Source organism: Micromonospora sp. WMMD729, from assembly GCF_049315225.1.
GTDB lineage: Bacteria > Actinomycetota > Actinomycetes > Mycobacteriales > Micromonosporaceae > Micromonospora.
Genome location: NZ_CP186059.1, coordinates 1,183,569 through 1,203,432, shown reverse-complemented (window position 1 = coordinate 1,203,432; position 19,864 = coordinate 1,183,569). Strand labels below are relative to the sequence as shown.

Sequence of the window (19,864 nt, the reverse complement as noted above, 5' to 3'; positions counted from 1 at the left end):
GGACTTCCTCTTAACTCTTCCTTAGCCACGTTGCCGCAGGTCGCGGGCGAGTCGTAGCGTCACCCGGGCCAACAACCGACCCCGTGGAGGCAGAGGCGTGTACGGCTGGACCGACCCGATGGACCCGAACGGCGCCGACCGGCGTGCCGAGCGGCCGACCGACGAGCCGGACTGGCTGAGAGACCGCCCGGAGCCCCGCTCGGCGTACCTGTTCGGCGACGACCCCGACCAGCCCGGCGACGAGTGGCACGCCGCCGAGCCCACCGCCCGGTGGCGGCCCGCGCCCGCCGAGGTGTCGACCACCGGCCGGCCGGGGCGCGAGTGGGGCGACGAACCCACCGGCAACATCCGGCCCACCGAGGTCGTCGACGGGTGGCCCGCCGGGACCGACGCGTACGCCGCCGGAGGCGGGAACACCGCGGCCACCGACGCCGGGCGGACCGGCACCGGGCGGCACCGCTCGCCCCGGAACTGGCGTCGCCCACTCATGATCGGCGGAGCGGCCGCGGCAGCCACCCTCGTGGTGAGCGTCGGCGTCGGCGCGCTCGCGATGCCCGGCGGCAACGGCCCGGCCGACGAGCCGACCGCCGTCGACGACACGGTCGCCGCCGCACCCGCGGTCCCCACCGACCAGGAGACCGGCGACACCCTGGTCGCCCCGTCCCCGACCAGCTCGCCCAGCCCGGCCCGGCCGAGTCCGTCGCCGAGCAAGGTCGTCAAGCCCACTCCGGCCGCGTCGCGGACCACCGCCACGTCCCGCCGCAGCGTCAATCGCAGCACCGCGCCGAGCACCACCGGCGGCAGCGTGAACGACCAGGCCCGCCAGGTGGTGGATCTGGTCAACGCCGAGCGCGCCAAGGCCGGCTGCAAGGCGCTGACCATCGACGACAAGCTGATGACGGCCGCCCAGCGGCACAGCCAGGACCAGGCCGACCACAGCAAGATGTCGCACACCGGCAGCGACGGCAGCGACACGGGCGTACGGCTGGACCGCGTCGGCTACGCGTGGCGCACCTACGGCGAGAACGTGGCGTGGAACCAGAAGACGCCGACCGCCGTGATGGACGCCTGGATGAACAGCTCCGGGCACCGCGCCAACATCCTGAACTGCGCGTTCACCGAGATCGGGGTCGGCATCGCCAGCAGCAACGGGCCGTACTGGACGCAGGTCTTCGCGGCGCCGCGCTGACCGCGCGTCGTCCGCGCCCCCGCGCTCGTTGACCCGGGTGGGTACGCCGGGGTGAGCGGCGGCGTACCGGTGGGGGCGGCGACCGGCCGCCCGGGACCCGGGAGCTGCCGATGCGGATCCGGCCGCGGCGACGTCACGCCGCACGCGCGCTGCGCCGGATCGTGTCGGCCGGCGTCGCGCTCGTCCTGGTGGTGCCGGCGTACGGCTGCCGGCGCGAGCTGACCCCGCCCGGCGCGCCCACCCCGTGGCCGGCCGCCCAGTCCCGCCACTGGCAGTGGCAGTGGCAACTCGACGGCCCGCTCGACGAGACGGTGCAGGCGGACGTCTTCCTGCTCGACCCGGTGGCGACCACGGCGGCGCAGACGGCCGAGCTGCGCGCCCGGGATCGACGGTTGATCTGTCAGGTGGCGGTCGGCTCGGTGCGCTCGACCGACCCGGACGCCAGCCGGCTGCCCGCCGTCGTGCTCGGCGCCCCCGGTCGCCAGCCCGGCAGCCGATGGCTGGACGTACGGGCCTGGGACGCGCTGGAGCCGGTGCTGGCCGACCGGTTCCGGCTGTGCCGGGGCAAGGGCTTCGGCGCGGTGGCACTGGCCGACGCCGACGGGTACACGCACCGCACCGGTTTTCCCCTGGGCTTCGACGACCAACTGCTGTTCAACCGTCGGCTGGCCCACCTGGCCCGCTCGCTGGACCTCTCCCCCGGGCTGGTCAACGACGTGCCGCAGCTCGCCGCCCTGGCACCGGACTTCGACTTCGTGGTCAACGAGGAGTGCGTCCGGCTGGGCCAGTGCGCCAAGCTGCTGCCGTTCGCGGACGCCGGCAAACCGGTCTTCCACGTCGAGTACGTGGGCACGACCGACGAGTTCTGCGTCACCACGGTCGGCTACGGCTTCGCCTCGATCCGCAAGGACCGGGAGCTGGACGCCTGGCGGGAGCCCTGCCCGCTGCCGTGACCGCCGTCCCCGGACGACCCGTGCCGGGCCGCTGGTCGCGGGCCCGGCACGGGAGACGGTCGACTGCTCAGGAGACGGGCACCAACTCCGGAGCGGGCGTCGGCGGATCGGTGGGCGCGGACGCCGGGCGGCGGCGCAGGAACCGCGGCGCCCACCAGTTCGCGTCACCGAGCATGGTCATCAGGGCCGGCAGCACCACGCCCCGGATGATCGTGGCATCCAGCAGGATCGCCGCCGCCAGACCGATGCCGAGCTGCTTCATGTCGATCGTGCTCAGCGTGGCGAAGATCGAGAACACCCCGACCATCACGATCGCCGCACTGGTCACGACCCCGGCCGACGAGGTGATGCCGTACGACACGGCGTCGCGGTTGGACATGCCGGCCCGGACCCCCTCACGGATCCGGCTCACCACGAACACGTGGTAGTCCATCGAGAGGCCGAAGAGCACCACGAACAGGAACAGCGGCAGCCAGGAGACGATCGCGCCCATCGACGTGAAGCCGAGCAGCCCTTCGGCCCAGTCGCCCTGGAAGACCAGCACCAGCAGCCCGTACGCGGCACCGGCCGAGAGCAGGTTCAGCACGATCGAGCTGGCCGCCACCACCACCGAGCGGAAGGTGAACGTCATGACGAGGAACGTGAGCACCAGCACGAAGCCCATCACCAGCGGCAACTTGTCGCGGACGTGCGCCGCGTAGTCCTCGCTGTCGGCCACGCTCCCGCCCACCGCGTACTCGATGCCGGGGATGCCCCGCAGCTCGGCCGGGACCAGGTCGGTGCGGAGCTTCTCCAGCGACTCCACCGACCGGCCGTCGCGGCTGGCGTACGGGGTGGCGACGTCCAGCACCGACACCCGCCGGTCGGCCGACACCTTGATCTTCGGGCCGTCCGCCTCGGTTGGGGCGAACAGCGGATCGCCGGAGGCACGGGCGGCCAGGTCGGTGAGGGCCGCGCCGACCCGGTCGGCCTGGTCGGCGGGCGCCCGGACGGCCACCACGTGGTTGGTGCCGGTGCTCGGGAAGGCGGCGGTCAGCCGGTCGTACGCCTGCATGGCCGGTGTGGTGCGCGGCAGGTCCTCCATGCCGGGGAACTTCAGCTTCATGCCGAGCGCCGGTGCGGCCAACGCGAGCAGCAGACCGACCGAGATGACAAGCGTCGCCACCGGCGCCCGCAGCGCGGGACGCAGCACCGCCGGCCAGAGCCGGGGCGTACGCGCCTCGCCGTGCCGTCCCGTGCGCGGCGCGGTGAGGCGCCACAGCAGCGGCACCCGGGGACGGTCGACCCAGCGGCCCAGTCGGGCCAGCAGGGCGGGCAGCACGGTCAGCGAACCGGTCACCGCGACGGCGACCACCAGGATCGAGCCCACGGCCAGGGACGAGAAGACGACGTCACCGGCGAGGAACAGCCCGGCCATCGCGATGATCACCGCGACCCCGGAGACCACCACCGCATGCCCGGAGGTCTCCGCCGCGATCTCCACCGCGTCCAGGCCGGAGCGGCCCTTGGCGCGTTCCTCCCGTTCCCGGCGGATGTAGAACAGCGAGTAGTCGACCCCCACCGCCATGCCGATCAGCAGGATCACGGGTGCGGTGGTGTCGGTGGCCGGCACCAGGTGCGAGGCGAGCGTGGACAGACCCATCGCCGCGGCGACCGACGAGAGCGCCAGCAGCACCGGCACGCTGGCCGCGATCAACGCGCCGAACGCGATGATCAGGATGGCCAGGGTCACCGGAAGGCTCAGCAGCTCGGCCCGCTCGAAGTCCTTGCCGAGGGTGTCGTCGAGCGCCTGACCGATCGAGGGCCCGCCGACCTGCTCGACGCGTACCTGGGGGTGCGCGCTCTGCACGCCGGCGGTGGCGTCGCGCAACGGCTGCACCCGGTCGGACGCCGTCTCCGGGTCACCGGACATCGTGATCGGCAGCAGCAGCGCCGACCCGTCCCGCGCGGTGACCGGCGGGCCGATCTCGGCGACCCCGGTGACCGAGCGCAGCCGGGCGGCGGCGTCGTCGGCGGCCGCCTTCGCCGCGGCCGGGTCGAGGGCGCCGCCCCGGGAGGTGATGAGGACGTTCTCCACGGCCGGATCGTCGAAATCCCCGCCGTCGACGATGAGGCCCGCCCGTCCGGCCTCGCCGATCGCCTGGTCGCCACTGGTGGCCTCGTTGAGGCCGGCGGCGTTGCCCCCCACGAAACACACCGCCACGAACACGACCCACAACGCGATCGCCCGCCACGGATGCTCGGCGCTCCACCGCGCCATCCGCACCGTCACCGGTCTGCCGCCCATCAGCGTCCCCCCTGTCACGTCGACCCCCTGTCGACCGTGCTGACGTTAGGGACGTGACGGCGCGGTCACATCGGGGAACGGCCCCGGCCCGTCCCGGATCCGTTCCACCGGGGGCGGCGGGTCCGTCGGGCGGCCATCAACCCGCGATTCGGGCGTACGCCGGGGAAGTGCCCGGAGCGTCCGACCGCGACCCGCCGACACCGACCCGGACTCGACTCCGGGTCATCCCCGAAGGGAACCCCGAGGCCGGGGCTGGCACCGCGGGCAACTGTACGAGGAGCGGTTCATGAACGACTCCCGCCGGATCGGCGTACCGCACCGCCGGCACGGCTCCCCCTCGCGGCCGTACGCGTTCAGCGCACGGTCGAAGTAGCCGCTCTCGCCGTTGACGTTCACGTAGAGGGCGTCGAAGCTGGTGCCGCCCTCCTTGATGGCCTCGGCGAGCACGTCGCGGACGTGGCCGAGCAGGCGCTGGGCGGCCGGGCCGGTGAGCGCGTCGGTGGGGCGGGCGCCGTGCAACCGCGCGCGCCAGAGCGCCTCGTCGGCGTAGATGTTGCCCACGCCGGAGATCAGCGTCTGGTCGAGCAGGGCCCGCTTCACCTCGGTCCGTCGACGGCGCAGCGCGGCGACGAACGCCGCGTCGGAGAACTCCGGGTCCATCGGGTCCCGCGCGATGTGCGCGATCTCGGCCGGCAGGTCCGCGCCGCCCTCGCTCACCGCCAGCCCGCCGAACGTGCGCTGATCGACGAAGCGCAGCTCGGGCCCGTCGTCGGCGAACCGGAACCGCACCCGCAGGTGGGTCTCGTCAGGTGTGCCGGGCGGCTGCAGCAGCAACTGACCCGACATGCCCAGGTGCCCGACCACCGCGTCGCCGCTGTCCAGCGGGAGCCACAGGTACTTGCCGCGCCGCCGGACGTCCAGGATCGTCCGGCCGGCGAGGACGTCGGCGAAGTGTGCGCCGCCGGGTACGTGCCGCCGGACGGCACGTGGGTGCCGGACCTCGACCGAGGCGATCCGCCGGCCGGTGACCCACTGGGCCAACCCCTGCCGGACGGTCTCCACCTCGGGCAGCTCAGGCACGACCCGACCTCTGCTCTTCGGCCACGTCGGCCGGCATGACCTGCGCCAGGTGGTCGGCCTCCTCGGCCCGGGCCGCCCGCTCGGCGCGTTCCACCGGCCCGGCCGCGTCACCCTGGTCGGCGATGTCGGTCTGGTCGGCCGTGCCGCCCTGGTCGGCCTGCTCGTGCTGGTCCGAGAGCATCCGCCAGGCCGCCTCGGCGGCGCGCTGCTCGGCCTCCTTCTTGCTGCGCCCCTCCGCTCCGCCGTACCGGTTGCCGGCCACCACGACCCAGGCCGTGAACGTCTTGAGGTGGTCCGGCCCGGTGCCCTCGATCCGGTACTCGGGCACACCGAGGCCGAGCGCGGCGGTCAACTCCTGGAGGCTGGTCTTCCAGTCCAGGGCGGCGCCCCGACCGGCCGACTCGGCCATCAGCGGGTCGAAGAGCCGGTGGATCACGATCCCGGCGGTGTCCAGCCCGTACTGGAGGTAGATCGCACCAAGCAGCGCCTCCAGGGTGTCGGCGAGGATGCTCGCCTTGTCCCGGCCACCGGTGGTCTCCTCGCCCTTGCCCAGCAGCAGGTACGCGCCAAGGCCGTCCGGGCCGAGGCCACGGGCCACGTCGGCGAGCGCCCGCATGTTGACCACGCTCGCCCGGAGCTTCGCCAACTGCCCCTCGGGCAGGTCCGGGTGGTTGTGGAACAGCGCGGTGGTGATCACGACGCCGAGTACCGAGTCGCCGAGGAACTCCAGCCGCTCGTTCGTCGGCAGGCCGCCGTTCTCGTACGCGTACGAGCGGTGGGTCAGCGCGCGTTGCAGCAGCTCCGGCTCCAGGCTGACGCCGAACGCGGCTTCCAGGTGACTGACGGACGCCCGCCGCCGCTTGTCGTTGCTCATGATGTGCGTACCTCGGTGTCGGTGGAGCGGTCGGTGCGGTCCGTCGTGGCGTCGCCGTCGAGCAACGCGGAGACCAGATCGGTGGCGCGCCGCCGCCACAGGTGAGCGGCGAGAGCGATGCCGGAGGCGACGTCGGCGGCGCGGGCGGAGCCGTGACAGACCACGACGGTCCCGGCGACGCCCAGCAGGGCCGCCGCGCGGGGCGCGCCACCCTCGGCGGGTGGGCCGCCGGCCATGGCGTACGCGCCCTCGATCGCCTTGAGCAGCACGTTACCGGTGAAGCCGTCGGTGACCACCACATCGGCGCGCGTACCGACGGCCACGTCGTACCCCTCGACCAGGCCCACGTAGCGGGCCCCGACGGGCAGCGGCTCGACGGCGAGCAGGGGGTCGGTGGCGCGGCGTACCCGATCGCCCTTGCCGGCCTCGGTGCCCACCGAGAGCAGGCCGACCCGCGGCGCGGTGATCGAATGGGCCACCGCGGCGTACGCGGCGCCGAGCACGGCATGCCGGGCGAGGGTGGCGGGGCGGGGTTCCAGGGAGCCGCCCACGTCGAGCAGGACCACCGGTCCGGCGACCGCGGGCAGGGTGGCGACCAGGGCGGGTTGGCGGATCTCCGACCAGCGCCCGAGCCCGAGCACGGCGGCGGTGACCGTGGCACCGGTGGCGCCGGCCGAGACGAGGGCGTCGGCGGTGCCGTCGCGGACGGCGGTGACGGCGGCCCGGACGGTGCTCTCCGAGCGGGCGGCGCTGGGATGGTCGGCCATGCCGACGGCGGCGCGGACCGGCCGGACCGTGATCCGGGCCCGTTCGTCCGGGGTGAGGGCAGCGATCAGCGCGTCGGCGACCTCGGTCGGGCCGACGAGAAGCAGGTGCAGGTCGGGGTCGGCGCGCATGGCCCGCAGAGCGCCGTCAACCACGACGGCGGGAGCGTCGTCCCCGCCGAGGAGGTCAACGGCGATCCGCGCGGCGCCCGGCTCCACCGGAACACCGGCCGGGTTGGGCCGGCCGGTGTGGGAGGGAGCCGGGGCACCGGGCGAATGCCAGGGCGCGCGCGCCGCCCGACCCGGGGTCGGGGGCGTCACTCGGCGTCCAGGTCAGACCTCGAGAACCTGGCGGCCGTTGTAGGTGCCGCAGACGGAGCAGGCGGCGTGCGGCAGCTTCGGGGACTTGCACTGCGGGCACGCGACGGTCGCGACCACGGTCGCCTTCCAGTTCGCCCGGCGGGACCGGGTGTTGCTGCGCGACATCTTGCGCTTGGGGACGGCCACGGTTCTTACTCCTCTGTACGGGTCAGTTGCGACAGGCCCGCCCAACGCGGGTCGATCTGCTGGTGACTGTGGTCGGCCGGCAGATCGTCCCAGTGCGCCCCACACTCGGGGCACAGTCCTGGGCAGTCCTCCCGGCAGAGCGGGTTGGTCGGCAGCGTGAGCACCAACGCGTCCCGCAGCGCCGGCTCCAGGTCGATCAGATCGCCCTGCATCCGGCCCACCTCGTCCTCGTCGGTCGTGGCGTCCGTGGTGCTGTTCTCGTACGCGTACAGCTCCTGGATCGTCACGGCCATCGATTCGTTGATCTCGCGCAGGCAACGCCCGCACTCGCCCCGGACGGGACCGGTGATGGTCCCCGAGACGAGCACGCCCTCGGACACCGACTGCAACCTCAGATCGAGGTCGAGGTCCGCGCCCTCCGGCACGCCGATCAACTCCACACCGAGGTCCACCGGTGCCGGCACGACCCGCTTGACCTCACGCAACGCACCAGGGCGGCGCGGCAGGTCTCTCGTGTCGAGGACCAGCGGCGACCTGGGGTCGAGTGTCGATGGCGAGTGCTTGGGCATAGTAAGACTCCGGCCGGTGAGAGGCCGACAAAAAAGGTTACCTGGGCGACCGCCCGGCCGTCGAACCGGGGGCGACGCCTGCGGCGCGAATGTCGGCTGGTGAGGTGCCGCTCAGAAGGGTAGCGGGCGTTCCGCCTCATCCCCACCGAAGGTGCCGATCTCCCGCAGCGCGTGCATCTTGTCGCGGCCACGCTCTATCGAGGCGAGGGCCCGGGTGAGGAACTGCTCGAAGTTGGCCAGTGCCGTGTCGACGTAGTCGTCGACCTCCTCGCGCAGCCGCTGCGCCTCGGCGCGGGCCTCGGCGATGATCCGGGCACCCTCGTGCTCGGCGGACACGGTGATCTCGTTCACCGAGACGAGGCGGGCGTGTTCTGCCTCACCCTCGCTGATGATCCGGTCCGCCTCGCGCTTGCCGGCGTCCATGATCTTGTCACGCTCCTCCAGGAGCGCGGCGGCGCGGCGCAGGTCGGCGGGGAGGTCCGCGCGCATCTCGTCCAGCGCGGCGATCATCTCGCCCCGGTCGACCATGCAGTTGTTCCGCGACATCGGGACGGAGCGCGCCTGCTCCACCATGGCGATCAGTTCGTCGATGCGATCGAGCGGGTCCACCGGTACCTCACTCCTGTCGTTCGTCGGCCGACCTCCATGATGCGGGCTACGGCCGGTTTCCCGCTGTGCCCATCATGGCGTGCCCGCCCCACCCGATCCCCCACCACCCCAACCCGGCGCGTCGCGCCCCCGTCACACAGAGCCCACGGCGGTCCCCGCCCGCCGTTACCCGCGCCGATCCCCGCACCGTTGTCCGCGCCGTTGTCCGCGCCGATCTTGCGGTTTCTGTCGTCCCAAACCACCCCGAACGCCGCAATTCGACAACCGAAAGTGCAAGATCGCGGGCGTGCGGGGGTGGGGTGGGGAGCTAGGGGCGGGGGGTTAGGCGGTTCTGGAGGGCTTCGCGGACCGGGTCGGGGACGTGTGCGGAGATGTCGCCGCCCCACTTGGCCACGTCCTTGACGAGGCTGGAGGAGAGGAACGAGTAGAGCGGATTGGTCGGCATGAAGAGCGTCTCGACGCCGGCCAGCCCGATGTTCATCTGCGCCATCTGCAACTCGTAGTCGAAGTCGCTGACCGCCCGCAGCCCCTTGATCAGGACGCTCGCCTGCTGCGCCCGGCAGAAGTCGACGAGCAGCCCCCGGAACGACTCGACCCGCACGTTGTCGTACGAGGCGGTCACCTCGCGGAGCATGTCGATCCGCTCGTCGACGGTGAACAGGCCACTCTTCGACTGGTTCACCAGCACGCCGACGATCACCTCGTCGAACAGCCGACTCGCCCGGCCGATGATGTCGAGGTGACCGTTGGTGACCGGGTCGAACGAGCCGGGACAGACCGCACGTCTCATGATCGGCGACCGTACCAAAGGGTGGTCTCGCCGTACCGGCGACTGCGCTGCGGGGTGATCCCCTGCACCCACTCGAAGTCCCTGGTCCGGCGCGACCGCTCCACCACCACGAGCGCGTCGGGCGCCAGCCAACCGCCGTCGACGAGGGCCGTCAGCAGCGCGGTGATCTCCACGTCCGGCACGGCGTAGGGCGGGTCGGCGAAGACCACGTCGTAGCCGCCACCGTCCGGACCGGCGGCCAGCACCGTCGCCACCTTGCCGGCCACCAGGCGTACGGCCGAACCGGCGCGCAGGGTCGCCACGTTCTCCCGGATCACCCGGGCCGCCCGGGGGTCGGACTCCACCAGCAGGACGTGCCCGGCGCCCCGGGACAGCGCCTCCAGCCCGACCGCGCCGGAACCGGCGTACAGGTCGGCGAAGCGCGCGCCGTCGAGGTCGACCTCGGATTCGACGGCGCTGAACAGCGCCTCCCGGACCCGGTCGGACGTGGGTCGGGTACCGGCGCCGGGCGGCGCGGCGATCCGCCGGCCGCCGAGCGTCCCGGCCACGATCCGGGTCACCGTCTCCTCCTGCTCATGACCCCGACGCTACGCGATCAGTCGGGCTCGACGACCGACACGGTCGGTACCGCCACGCGGACCACGTGATCACTTCTCGTATATCAATGATCTCAAGTTCATAACATCAGTCTTAGCTAATCCTGAGCGCTGTATCACGAACGGCGATATCGCTAGGGTCTGCCGGGTGCCGACGGCAAACCGCCGGCCCACGGCTCGGGAGGGCGCCTCTCCGATCGGACGTGCAGCGACCGTCCACTGTCTCTCCCTTGCCACACCCCTGACGCTTCAGCACTCCAGGAGTACCCGTGATCCGTCCCAAGCTGTCGCTCCGGCGACCGCTGGCCATCCTGGGAGCCGCCATCGTCGGCCTCACCGGGGTTGTCGCGGTGGCCGCCCCAGCCAGCGCGCACCACACCACGATCAAGGCCACCGTCGACTGCGACCGGCAGACCGGCGAGCGCGTGATCACGTGGAACGTGGAGAACAGCGAGCGCGACAAGGCCGTGACGCTCCAGCGGGTGACCGCGGAGCCGGCGACGCCGGTGACCGTGCCCGTCGAGGGCGCCAAGGCGGTGCCGCTGCAGGGCTACGTCATCAAGAAGGGCGGCTCCGTGCAGGCCGTCCAGCGGGTGCCGGGCAACACCGCCAGCGCCAAGCTCGTGGTGTTCGGCAAGTGGAAGAAGAACGGCCAGGAAGCCACCAACGACGGCAGCATCACCATCCCCGCCGACCAGTCCTGCGCCCCGGCTCCGAAGTGCGTCGAGCTCGACAAGGCCAAGTACAGCCACACCTTCGACGGCCCGAAGGGCACCGCCACCGTCAAGCTCGACGGTGACCTGCCGCTCTGCGGCGAGGGCAAGCAGTACTTCACGCTGGTGTCGTACTTCGCGCCCCGGCCGCAGTTCGCCACCCCGCAGTACGTCTACGGCACGCCGGACAGCGACTTCGTCAGCGCCACCCAGACCGAGATCACGCTGAACGTCGAGATCCCGGACTGCCACACCCAGGTCGACCTCATCTGGGGCGACAAGGACCAGGTCATCGACGAGATCGTCGACGGTGGCAAGCGCTACGACAACAAGAAGCTCGGCTCGCCGGGCGCCCCGGGCAACCGGTCCAAGGGCCCGCAGGGCTGGTACAACGGCGGCAGCAAGAGCTGCACCACCCCGGCCTCGACCTTCGCGTCCAACTGCGACGGTTCGGTCGCCGTGTCGCTGAGCAACGACGGCAAGATCAGCAAGTACGCCGTCGAGTTCGAGGTCAAGGGCGAGAACGGCTTCACCAAGAAGGTCTCCGTCGCCCCCGGCAAGGCCGACACCAGCATCGTGGTGCCCGCCGCCGACGCCGGCAAGATCGAGGTCCTGGTCGACGGCAAGGTCATCGAGAACGGCACGTACTCCTGGACGCGCCCCGAGGACTGCCCGCTGCCGGCCGTCACCACCAAGGCTGACTGCAAGGAGTTCGCCCTCACCGTCACCAACCCCGAGGGCGGCCTGCCGGTGAAGACCACCTTCACCTACGGCGACAAGACCGAGACCCGTACGGTCGCCGCCGGCGCGTCGGAGACGGTGACCTTCAAGGCCGGCAAGGCCGAGTCGGCGCTCGTCACCCTGCCCGACCTGGACCTGGAGCTGGAAGCCGTCTACACGCCGGAGGGCAACTGCGGCGGTAGCGGTGGCGGCGGCGAGGACGAGCCGGGCCTCCCGGTCACCGGTGCGGCGGCGGGCGGCATCGCCGCCGGCGCGGTCGCCCTGCTGATCGCGGGCGCGGTGCTCTTCGTCATCGCCCGTCGGCGTCGGGTGACCTTCACCGCCTGACCTGACCTGCGCTGAAGCCCGAGGGCGCGTCGACCACCCGGTCGACGCGCCCTCGGTCGTTTCCATCCCCACACCCCGCGCCGAGACCAGACTCGGAACGTCACGTTTTGGTTACGGCCCTCGGCGATGCCGCCACTCGGGACGGCCCCTCCGCAGCTCCGTGATTACCGTCAGCAGATGAACCGGCCCGCTGGCAGACGCATGGCGGCCCATCCCATACCGGCACCGGCACGGCCGGCTCTTCCCGTCAGGTACGACACCACGACAGGAGAGAGCCCATGCGCGACCCTCGAACACGAGGCCGTCGGCTCCTGGCCGTCCTTGCTGCCATGGTGATTGGCGGCATCGGCGCCGCAGCCGCGGCAGCCCCAGCGAGCGCCCACCACAGGTCGACCGAGGTGACGGTCAGCTTCACTCCGGTCTGCGCCAGCGCGATCGACGTACGCCTGACCAACCCGCGCAGGGCGCCCGCGACCGAGATTGTCCTGTCCTCGATCCCCGCCGGCAGCTTCACGCAGACCGCGGCGCTCAGCCCCGGCGAGCGGAGGACCGTGCGCTTCCCGGTCGAGGGCTGGGACGGGGTCAGTGTGACCGTCGCGGGCGCGAGCGAGCCGTTGGCCACGTACCTGTGGCAGAACCCGGGCAACTGCGCCTTCGGCGTGGTCACCACCCGCTCCACCTGCGACACGTTCACCGTGGCCTTCACCGACCCGCCCGATGGGGACCGGTGGACGGTCACCTTCTCCCCCAACTACGGGAAGGCCCGCACGCGGACCATCCGGCCGGGTGAGACCGTCGAGCTCACCTTCCCCGGTCGGGAGGGGCAGTTCGTCGTCGTCGGTTACGACTACTGGGATCCGGACAGCGACGTCTTCGGCCCGTGGGAGTGGGAACAGCCCGAGGACTGCGGAGGCGTCGGCGGCACTCAGTGAGCACCTGACGCTCAGCGGTAGCTGACGCCGGCCGGCCGACCGTCAGCCCTTCTCCAGGTACTCCGCGCGGTCCTCGTCCACCAGCGCCGCCACCGACGCGGCCAGCGCCGGGTTCCGGGTCAGCTCCGGGTCATCCTCGATCAGGGTGATCGCCTCGGCGCGGGCGTCGCGGATCAGGTCGGCGTCGCGGCGCAGCGACAGCAACCGCAGGTGCGAGCGGTGCCCGGACTGGGTGGCACCGAGCACGTCGCCCTCGCGACGCTGCTCCAGATCCAGTTCGGCGAGCTTAAAGCCGTCGCTGGTGGAGGCCACCGCGTCCAGGCGTTCCCGCGCCGACGAGCCCTCGGCGGCCTCGCTGACCAGCAGGCAGAGCCCGGCGGCGGCACCCCGGCCGACCCGGCCCCGGAGCTGGTGCAGTTGCGAGACGCCGAAGCGGTCGGCGTCCAGCACGATCATCACGGTGGCGTTGGGCACGTCCACGCCGACCTCGATGACCGTGGTCGCCACCAGCACGTCCAGGTCACCGGCGGCGAAGGTACGCATCACCGCGTCCTTCTCGTCGGCCGGTAGACGGCCGTGCAGCACCCCGATCCGCAGCCCGTGCAGTGGCCCCTCGGCCAGCAGCGGGGCCACCTCGGTCACCGCGAGCGGAGGCCGCCGGCCGTTGTCGTCCTCGGGCGGCGGCTCCTCGTCCGAGGTCGGGCCGTCTCCGATCCGGGGGCACACCACGTACGCCTGGTGGCCGGCCGCCACCTCCTCGCGCAGCCGGCGCCACGCCCGGTCCAGGAAGGCCGGCTTCTCGGCGGCCGGGACCACGTGCGAGGCGATCGGGGACCGGCCCCGGGGCAACTGGGAGAGGGTGGACACCTCCAGGTCGCCGTAGACGGTCATCGCCACCGTGCGCGGGATCGGCGTCGCCGTCATCACCAGCGTGTGCGGCGGCTGGTCGGCCTTGGCGCGCAGCGCGTCGCGCTGCTCCACGCCGAAGCGGTGCTGTTCGTCGACCACCACGAGACCCAGGTCGGCGAAGTCGACGCCCTCGTACAGCAGCGCGTGGGTGCCCAGCACGATGCCGGCGGCACCGCTGGCCACCTCGGCGAGCGCCCGGCGGCGGGCCGCCGCGCCCAGCGAACCGGTGACCAGCTCGACCCGGGTGGCGTGCTCGGCGGAGTCCAGCTCACCGGCCCGACCGAGCGGCCCGAGCAGATCGAGCATGCCCCGGTGGTGCTGCGCGGCCAGGACCTCGGTGGGGGCCAGCAGCGCAGCCTGCCCGCCCGCGTCGACCACCTGGAGCATGGCCCGCAGTGCCACCACGGTCTTGCCCGAGCCCACCTCGCCCTGCAACAGGCGGTGCATCGGGTGCGCGGCGGCCAGGTCCTCGGCGATCTCCGCGCCCACCTCGCGCTGGCCGGCGGTCAGCTCGTACGGCAGCCGGGCGTCGAACGCGTCCAGCAGCCCACCGGTGCGCGGCGGGCGGGGCCGGGCCGGCCAGTCGGCGGCCCGGTGCTTGCGCTGCACCAGCGTCAACTGGACGGCGAACGCCTCGTCCCACTTGAGCCGCCGTCGCGCCCGGTGCAGGGCCTCCTTGGTGGACGGTCGGTGGATCTCCCGCAGCGCCGCGCCCAGGTCGACGAGGTTGCGGCTGGCTCGGACGGCGGCCGGCAGCGGGTCGTCCGGCGGGGTGAACGTGTCCAGCACGACCCGTACGCAGCGGGCGATGACCCAGGTCGGTACGGCAGCGGCGGCCGGGTAGACGGGGATCAGCGCGCCGGCGAACTCCTCGATCTCCTCGTTGACCGCGGCCTCGCCCTCGCCCCCCTCGCCGAGCAGCACGTACTCCGGGCCGTTAAGCTGCCGTTTGCCCCGGAACTCGGTGACCTTGCCGGCGAACAACCCCCACCGGCCGGGCCGCAGCTCCCGTTCGCGCCACGCCTGGTTACCGAAGAACGTCAGCGTCAGCACACCGCCCGAGCCGTCGCCGACGGTCACCTCGAGCAGGTTGCCCCGGCGCTGGCGCATCGGCCGGACCGTGGTCCGCTGCACCTGGGCGAGCACGGTGACCTGCTCGCCGACGTCCAGCGACCGGATGTCGGTGTGCTCGCCGCGCTCGTCGTAGCGGCGCGGGAAGTGGTAGATCAGGTCCCCCGCCGTGTGCAGGTCGAGCTGGCCGGCCAACGCCTTGGCCGTCTTGTCGCCGACGAGCTTCTTCAGCGGAGTGTCCACCGTGGCCGGCTCACTCATTCGACCCCCACCAGGAGCGGATAGAACGGCTGACCGCCCGGGTACGCCTGTACCTCGACGAACGGCCAGCGTCGCGCGACGTGCGCGCGGACGGCATCGGTGAGCCCGGCGGGGGCGTCCACCCCGGCGAGCAGGGTGACCAGTTCCCCGCCGCCGCCGAGCATCCGGTCGACGACGGCGGCGCAGGTGTCGGTGAGGTCGGTGCCGATCAGGTGCACCTCCCCCTCGACCAGCGCCAGCACGTCCCCCGGTCGGCAGGGGCCGGCGACCGTGAGGGCTTCCCGGCTGGCGTGGCAGACCTCGGCGTAGCGGCACGCTCCGGCCGCCTCGGCCATCGCGATCACGTCGTCCTCGAACCGGCGGGTGCCGTCGCGGACCGCGAGGGCCGCGAGGGCCTGCACCGGTGAACGGGTCGGCACCACGCTCACCTTGACGCCGTGCCGGTGCGCCTCGCGCGCCGCCGCGCTGGCCACCGCCTCGGTATTCGGATCGTTCGGCAGGACGACCACCCGGGCCGCCCCGGTGCTGCGGACGGCGGCCAGCAGCTCGCCGGTGGACGGGTTGCCGGGCACCACCGTCGCGCCCTCGGCGGCGAACAGGTCGGCGATCCCGGCGCCGGTGGCCACCACCACGGCGGCCCGGCCGTCCTCGGTCGGACGGCCGGACGGCTCCGGCTGGTCGGCGAAGCGGGTCACCGAGATCCGGTACGGGCGGCCGGCGGCGATTCCCGCCTCGACCGCCGCGCCCACGTCGTTGACGTGCACGTGCACGTTCCAGGTGCCGTCCGGCTCGCGCCCGTCGCCGACGACGACCAGCGAGTCACCCAGCGCGGCCAGGGTGCGGCGCAGCACGTCCACCGCGTCGGCGTGCGCGTCGAGCAGGTACTGCACCTCGTAGGCGTACTCCTCGGAGCCGGTCTCGCGGGCGACGGTGGCCGCCGGGCGGGCGGTGCGCGGCGGCGGCGCGGGTGGGCCGGCGCTCTCCCCGGTGAGCACCTGGACCAGGGCGTCGAGCAGGACACAGAGCCCGCGCCCGCCGGCGTCGACGACGCCCGCGCGGGCCAGGGCCGGCAGTTGCTCGGGCGTACGGGCCAGGGCCTCGGCGGCCGCCCGGGCGGCGGCCCGGGCCACCACGGCGAGGTCGTCGCTGCCCGCCTGCTCGGCCCCGGTGGCCGCCGCGGCGACGACGGTGAGCAGGGTGCCCTCGACGGGACGGCCGACCGCGGTGTACGCGGCGGCGGTCGCCGACCGCAGCGCGACGGCCAGGGCCCGGCCGCGCACCGCCGGCACCGCGCCGACCGCGTCGGCGAAACCGCGCAGGATCTGCGAGAGGATGACCCCCGAGTTGCCCCGCGCGCCCAGCAGCGCGCCCTGCGCCATCAGCCGCAGCGCGTGCCCGTGGGCGGTCGAGCCGTTGCCGGGGAGGGTGTCCAGATCCATCGAGAGCGCCTGCTGCGCCGAGGTGAGGGTGAGCACCAGATTGGTGCCGGTGTCGCCGTCGGGCACCGGGTAGACGTTGAGCTGGTCGATCTCACCCTGGTGGCGCTTGAGCGCGACCAGGCCGCTCGTGCACCAGCGGCGGACCGTGGCGGCGTCGAGGGTGTCCAGCACGGCAGAAGCCTACTGGCGCGCACCGACACGCGTCGGACTCGTCCGGCGTGTCCGGTTGACCGGCGTCCGACCGGCCCACCCTGCCCACCCGGCCGGGCGGGTTCCGCCTGCCAGGTACAGTGGCCGCCGGAGCCAGCCCCCGGTCAGGGCGGTTGGTCACCCCGGCGGGGCATCGGGTAGGCTGACGCGGTTGCCCGGGCAGCACCTGCCGGCGACCTCATGAACGTTTCAATCCCAGGAGTATCCCGTGGCTAGCGTGTGCGACGTCTGTGGCAAGGGACCGGGCTTCGGCCACAACGTGCCCTGGTCCAAGAAGAAGACCAACCGCCGCTGGAACCCGAACATCCAGTCGGTGCGCACCCCGGCCGGTGGTGGCAACACCAAGAAGCTGCAGGTCTGCACCTCGTGCATCAAGGCCGGCAAGGTCACCCGCGCCTGACGCGGCAGCAGCGACTCTTCTCGTTCGGCTCAGCCGGCGGGCCCTGCGGCCCGCCGGCTCTGTCGTGTCCGCGACCATCCTGACGGTCGTCGCTCAGAGCGTGCGGCCGAAGGAGACGCAACCCTCGGCGTCCTTGTAGAAGCCGAAGTTCGGAATCCGCTCGTAACCGGCGGACGTGTACATGGCGATCGCCTCGGGCTGCTTGTCCCCGCACTCCAGGACCATCCGCTTGCGGCCCTGCTCGCGCGCCGAGCGCTCGACGGCGGCGAGGACCGTGTGCGCCACACCACGCCCCCGGGCCGCCGGGGCCGTGTACATCCGCTTCAGCTCGGCGGTGTCCGGGCCGTGGCTGCGCCAGCCGCCGCAGCCGACCGGCTCACCGGCCAGGTAGGCGACGAGGAACGCGCCGTTCGGCGGCTCGAACTCGGTCGCCGCCACCGGGGTTTCGTCGCCGGTGCCCCCGTACCGGGCGGCCAGGTCGGCCAGGGCGGCCTTGATCAACTGCTGCGCCACCGGCGCGTCGAACCGCACCCGCCGGATCTCAATCTCACTCACGGTGTCCAGGGTACGGCCGCCGCAGTGGCCTCATCGGAAGTGGTCCCAGCCCCGAGGCCCTTCGTAGGCGCCGCCGTCGACGGTCACCCCGACACCGTCAGTCACCATGCCGATGGGACGCCACTGCGGCGGCAAGGCCACCGTCGGGGGGAAGGTCGCGGCCAGCGCATGGTCCTCGCCACCCGCCAGGATCCAGGTGTACGGGTCGACACCGAGCGCCTGCGCGGCGTCGGCCATCTGCCGGGGCACCTCGAAGGCGTCGCGGCGCACGTCGATCGCCACCCCGCTGGCCCGCGCCACATGCCCCAGGTCGGCGAGGAGCCCGTCCGAGACGTCGATCATCGAGGTCGCGCCGAGCTGGGCGGCCTGCGGCCCGGCCGGGTAGGGAACCTGCGGCCGGCGGTACGCCTCGACCAGCAGCCGGGGAGTACGGAAGCCCCGGCTTAGCACGGTCAGCCCGGCCGCCGCGTACCCGATGCGACCGGCCAGGGCCAGCACGTCGCCCGGCCGGGCGCCGGAGCGCACCACGGGCGCCCGGCCGCCGAGGTCGCCCAGCGCGGTGACCGCGATGGTCAGGGTGGGGCTCGACGACATGTCCCCGCCGACCACGCTCGCGCCGACCGTGGCGGCCTCGGCGGCCAACCCGTCGGCCAGCTCCTCGGCCCAGCTCGTCTCCAGATCGGCCGGCATGCAGAGGGCGACCAGCAGGGCGGTCGGCACGGCGCCCATCGCCGCGACGTCGGCCAGGTTGGCGGCGGCGGCCCGGTGACCGACCTCGCGCGCCGACCCCCAGTCCCGCCGGAAATGCCGCCCGTCGACCAGCACATCCGTGCAGGCCACCACCCGGCCGTCCGGCGCGGCCACCACCGCCGCGTCGTCACCCGGCCCGAGCACCGTCGTCGGACCCATCGACAGGCGGGCGGTGACCCGCCCGATCAGCCCGAACTCGCCGATCCCGGCCACGCTGGCGGCACTGCCGGCGTTCGACCCGTTCTGCCCGGCACCGCCGCGCTCGCTCACCGCTGCTCCTTGACCACCGATAGGGATCAGACCTGGTCCGTAAGGTAGTTTCACCCTTCGGGCCGCCTTCGGGCGGCGACGGACGGAGGTCGAGTCGTGGTACAGGCGTACATCCTCATCCAGACCGAGGTCGGCCGCGCACGCGACGTGGCGGGTCTCATCGCGGACATCGCCGGCGTGGTACGCGTCGACGCCGTCACCGGCCCGTACGACGTGGTCGTCCTCACCGAGGCGAACACCGTCGACGAGCTCGGCAAACTCATCGTCAGCAAGGTGCAGATGGTGCCCGGCATCACCCGCACCCTCACGTGTTCGGTGGTGCGGCTGTAAGTGGACGAGATGACGACCCCCTCGGCGGCGCTGGACGACGACGGCAAGGGGAAGCCGGCGGACACCTCGCCCGAGCCGGCCGACGGTACCCGCGCGGACGCCGGTCCGGCCGTCGACGCGCCGGCCGGACGGGACCGGACCGTCCGGGGAGCGGCCCTGTTGGCCACGGTGATCGCCCTGCCGGTGACGCTGCTGGTGGCCGTGCTGGCCTTCACCAAGCTCGCCCCGGACACGCCGGCCGCCGCACCGAGCCCGTCGGCGAGCACCGCCCGGGCGCAGTCCAGCGCGCCGGTCGAGATGGCCGCGCCGGCGCTGGCCGAGCGTCCGGCCACGGTCTGCCGGGCGTTGCTCTCCCAGCTCCCGCCGACGATCCGTGACCTGACCCAGCGTCCGGTCACGGCGGGCCCGGAGCAGAACGCCGCGTACGGCGACCCCGCGCTCACCGTGGCGTGCGGCGGCACCGAGCCGGCCATCCCGGCCACCGACGAGGTCTGGGTGGTCAACCGGGTCTGCTGGCACCCGGTCGAGGAGACCGACGTGACGGTGCTCACCACCGTCGACCGGGAGACGCCGGTGACGCTGCGCGTCCCGCGTACCTACCCGCAGCCGTTGCAGTGGGCCGCGCCGATCTCCAGCGCCATCGTGGCGTCGGTGCCCTCGGGCGGCGCCATCCCGGCCGGCTGCCAGGGCTGACGCTCCGTCGCGTGGCCCGGGCATCGGGCCACGCGACGGTGGCGG

The 19,864-nt window shown here is 73.1% G+C and carries 20 protein-coding genes; 7 read left to right on the top strand and 13 right to left on the bottom strand.

Going from position 1 to position 19,864, the window contains the following annotated elements:
- Positions 1-97 precede the first annotated feature (97 nt).
- Positions 98-1,189 carry a CAP domain-containing protein gene (locus ACN263_RS05575; protein WP_422738755.1) on the top strand — a complete coding sequence of 364 codons (1,092 nt, stop codon included), beginning with the start codon at positions 98-100 and terminating at the stop codon, positions 1,187-1,189.
- 110 nt (positions 1,190-1,299) lie between these two features.
- Positions 1,300-2,142, top strand: coding sequence for an endo alpha-1,4 polygalactosaminidase (locus ACN263_RS05570; RefSeq protein ID WP_422738754.1), 843 nt, complete (start codon positions 1,300-1,302; stop codon positions 2,140-2,142).
- 67 nt (positions 2,143-2,209) lie between these two features.
- Here ACN263_RS05570 and ACN263_RS05565 read toward each other — a convergent pair whose 3' ends face one another.
- The 9 genes from ACN263_RS05565 to rsmD all read right to left on the bottom strand — a co-directional run bounded on the left by ACN263_RS05565 (position 2,210) and on the right by rsmD (position 10,182).
- Positions 2,210-4,429 (bottom strand): MMPL family transporter, encoded by a 2,220-nt coding sequence (locus ACN263_RS05565; RefSeq protein ID WP_422738753.1) that lies wholly within the window; start codon positions 4,427-4,429, stop codon positions 2,210-2,212.
- Positions 4,430-4,651: 222 nt separating this feature from the next.
- The gene (gene mutM / locus ACN263_RS05560) at positions 4,652-5,509 is read right to left on the bottom strand and encodes a bifunctional DNA-formamidopyrimidine glycosylase/DNA-(apurinic or apyrimidinic site) lyase (protein WP_422738752.1); all 858 of its coding nucleotides are present in this window, start codon (positions 5,507-5,509) and stop codon (positions 4,652-4,654) included.
- Positions 5,502-6,383, bottom strand: a complete 882-nt coding sequence (gene rnc, locus ACN263_RS05555; protein ID WP_422738751.1) for a ribonuclease III — start codon at positions 6,381-6,383, stop codon at positions 5,502-5,504. The genes mutM and rnc overlap by 8 nt, the downstream gene beginning before the upstream one ends.
- Positions 6,380-7,366, bottom strand: a complete 987-nt coding sequence (locus tag ACN263_RS05550; RefSeq protein ID WP_422738750.1) for a phosphate acyltransferase PlsX — start codon at positions 7,364-7,366, stop codon at positions 6,380-6,382. Before ACN263_RS05550 ends, rnc begins: the two co-directional genes overlap by 4 nt.
- A 114-nt stretch (positions 7,367-7,480) precedes the next feature.
- Positions 7,481-7,654: a 50S ribosomal protein L32 gene (rpmF, locus tag ACN263_RS05545; RefSeq protein WP_030335284.1), complete on the bottom strand. Its 174-nt coding sequence runs from the start codon at positions 7,652-7,654 to the stop codon at positions 7,481-7,483.
- A gap of 5 nt (positions 7,655-7,659) precedes the next feature.
- On the bottom strand, positions 7,660-8,223 hold the full coding sequence (locus tag ACN263_RS05540; RefSeq protein WP_422738749.1) for a YceD family protein: 564 nt from the start codon (positions 8,221-8,223) through the stop codon (positions 7,660-7,662).
- A gap of 111 nt (positions 8,224-8,334) precedes the next feature.
- The gene (locus tag ACN263_RS05535) at positions 8,335-8,832 is read right to left on the bottom strand and encodes a hypothetical protein (RefSeq protein WP_234590503.1); all 498 of its coding nucleotides are present in this window, start codon (positions 8,830-8,832) and stop codon (positions 8,335-8,337) included.
- A 307-nt stretch (positions 8,833-9,139) separates the two neighbouring features.
- Entirely contained in the window at positions 9,140-9,622 is a 483-nt protein-coding gene (gene coaD, locus ACN263_RS05530) for a pantetheine-phosphate adenylyltransferase (protein ID WP_422738748.1), read from the bottom strand.
- A complete protein-coding gene (rsmD, locus tag ACN263_RS05525; protein WP_422738747.1) occupies positions 9,619-10,182 on the bottom strand; it encodes a 16S rRNA (guanine(966)-N(2))-methyltransferase RsmD in 564 nt (187 codons plus the stop codon). Before rsmD ends, coaD begins: the two co-directional genes overlap by 4 nt.
- 305 nt (positions 10,183-10,487) lie before the next feature.
- Between rsmD and ACN263_RS05520 the strand changes: the two genes are divergently transcribed.
- Complete coding sequence (locus tag ACN263_RS05520; RefSeq protein ID WP_422738746.1) at positions 10,488-11,999, top strand: cell wall anchor protein; 1,512 nt, start codon at positions 10,488-10,490, stop codon at positions 11,997-11,999.
- Between the two features lie 398 nt (positions 12,000-12,397).
- Positions 12,398-12,931 (top strand): hypothetical protein, encoded by a 534-nt coding sequence (locus ACN263_RS05515; RefSeq protein ID WP_422738745.1) that lies wholly within the window; start codon positions 12,398-12,400, stop codon positions 12,929-12,931.
- A gap of 42 nt (positions 12,932-12,973) precedes the next feature.
- On the opposite strand, the gene recG is transcribed toward ACN263_RS05515, so the two are convergent.
- Both recG and ACN263_RS05505 read right to left on the bottom strand, forming a co-directional pair.
- Complete coding sequence (gene recG / locus ACN263_RS05510) at positions 12,974-15,172, bottom strand: ATP-dependent DNA helicase RecG (RefSeq protein WP_422738744.1); 2,199 nt, start codon at positions 15,170-15,172, stop codon at positions 12,974-12,976.
- A complete protein-coding gene (locus ACN263_RS05505) occupies positions 15,169-16,782 on the bottom strand; it encodes a DAK2 domain-containing protein (protein ID WP_422738743.1) in 1,614 nt (537 codons plus the stop codon). The genes recG and ACN263_RS05505 overlap by 4 nt, the downstream gene beginning before the upstream one ends.
- A 247-nt stretch (positions 16,783-17,029) precedes the next feature.
- Here ACN263_RS05505 and rpmB point away from each other — a divergent pair, with 247 nt between their 5' ends.
- Positions 17,030-17,221: a 50S ribosomal protein L28 gene (rpmB, locus tag ACN263_RS05500; protein ID WP_091671657.1), complete on the top strand. Its 192-nt coding sequence runs from the start codon at positions 17,030-17,032 to the stop codon at positions 17,219-17,221.
- 93 nt (positions 17,222-17,314) lie between these two features.
- Here the strand turns inward: rpmB and ACN263_RS05495 are convergent, their stop codons facing one another.
- Both ACN263_RS05495 and ACN263_RS05490 read right to left on the bottom strand, forming a co-directional pair.
- Complete coding sequence (locus tag ACN263_RS05495) at positions 17,315-17,776, bottom strand: GNAT family N-acetyltransferase (protein ID WP_422738742.1); 462 nt, start codon at positions 17,774-17,776, stop codon at positions 17,315-17,317.
- A gap of 30 nt (positions 17,777-17,806) precedes the next feature.
- The gene (locus tag ACN263_RS05490; protein ID WP_422740602.1) at positions 17,807-18,739 is read right to left on the bottom strand and encodes a thiamine-phosphate kinase; all 933 of its coding nucleotides are present in this window, start codon (positions 18,737-18,739) and stop codon (positions 17,807-17,809) included.
- A gap of 153 nt (positions 18,740-18,892) precedes the next feature.
- Between ACN263_RS05490 and ACN263_RS05485 the strand changes: the two genes are divergently transcribed.
- Both ACN263_RS05485 and ACN263_RS05480 read left to right on the top strand, forming a co-directional pair.
- Entirely contained in the window at positions 18,893-19,126 is a 234-nt protein-coding gene (locus tag ACN263_RS05485; RefSeq protein WP_007456453.1) for an Lrp/AsnC ligand binding domain-containing protein, read from the top strand.
- A 9-nt stretch (positions 19,127-19,135) separates the two neighbouring features.
- The gene (locus tag ACN263_RS05480) at positions 19,136-19,819 is read left to right on the top strand and encodes a DUF3515 family protein (protein WP_422738741.1); all 684 of its coding nucleotides are present in this window, start codon (positions 19,136-19,138) and stop codon (positions 19,817-19,819) included.
- The last annotated feature ends 45 nt before the right edge of the window (positions 19,820-19,864 follow it).

Coding starts and splice junctions, on each gene's coding strand:
- ACN263_RS05570 (WP_422738754.1), top strand. CDS start 1,300: ATGCGGATCCGGCCGCGGCGACGTCACGCCGCACGCGCGCTGCGCCGG.
- ACN263_RS05565 (WP_422738753.1), bottom strand. CDS start 4,429: ATGGGCGGCAGACCGGTGACGGTGCGGATGGCGCGGTGGAGCGCCGAG.
- rnc (WP_422738751.1), bottom strand. CDS start 6,383: ATGAGCAACGACAAGCGGCGGCGGGCGTCCGTCAGTCACCTGGAAGCC.
- ACN263_RS05540 (WP_422738749.1), bottom strand. CDS start 8,223: ATGCCCAAGCACTCGCCATCGACACTCGACCCCAGGTCGCCGCTGGTC.
- coaD (WP_422738748.1), bottom strand. CDS start 9,622: ATGAGACGTGCGGTCTGTCCCGGCTCGTTCGACCCGGTCACCAACGGT.
- recG (WP_422738744.1), bottom strand. CDS start 15,172: ATGAGTGAGCCGGCCACGGTGGACACTCCGCTGAAGAAGCTCGTCGGC.
- ACN263_RS05480 (WP_422738741.1), top strand. CDS start 19,136: ATGACGACCCCCTCGGCGGCGCTGGACGACGACGGCAAGGGGAAGCCG.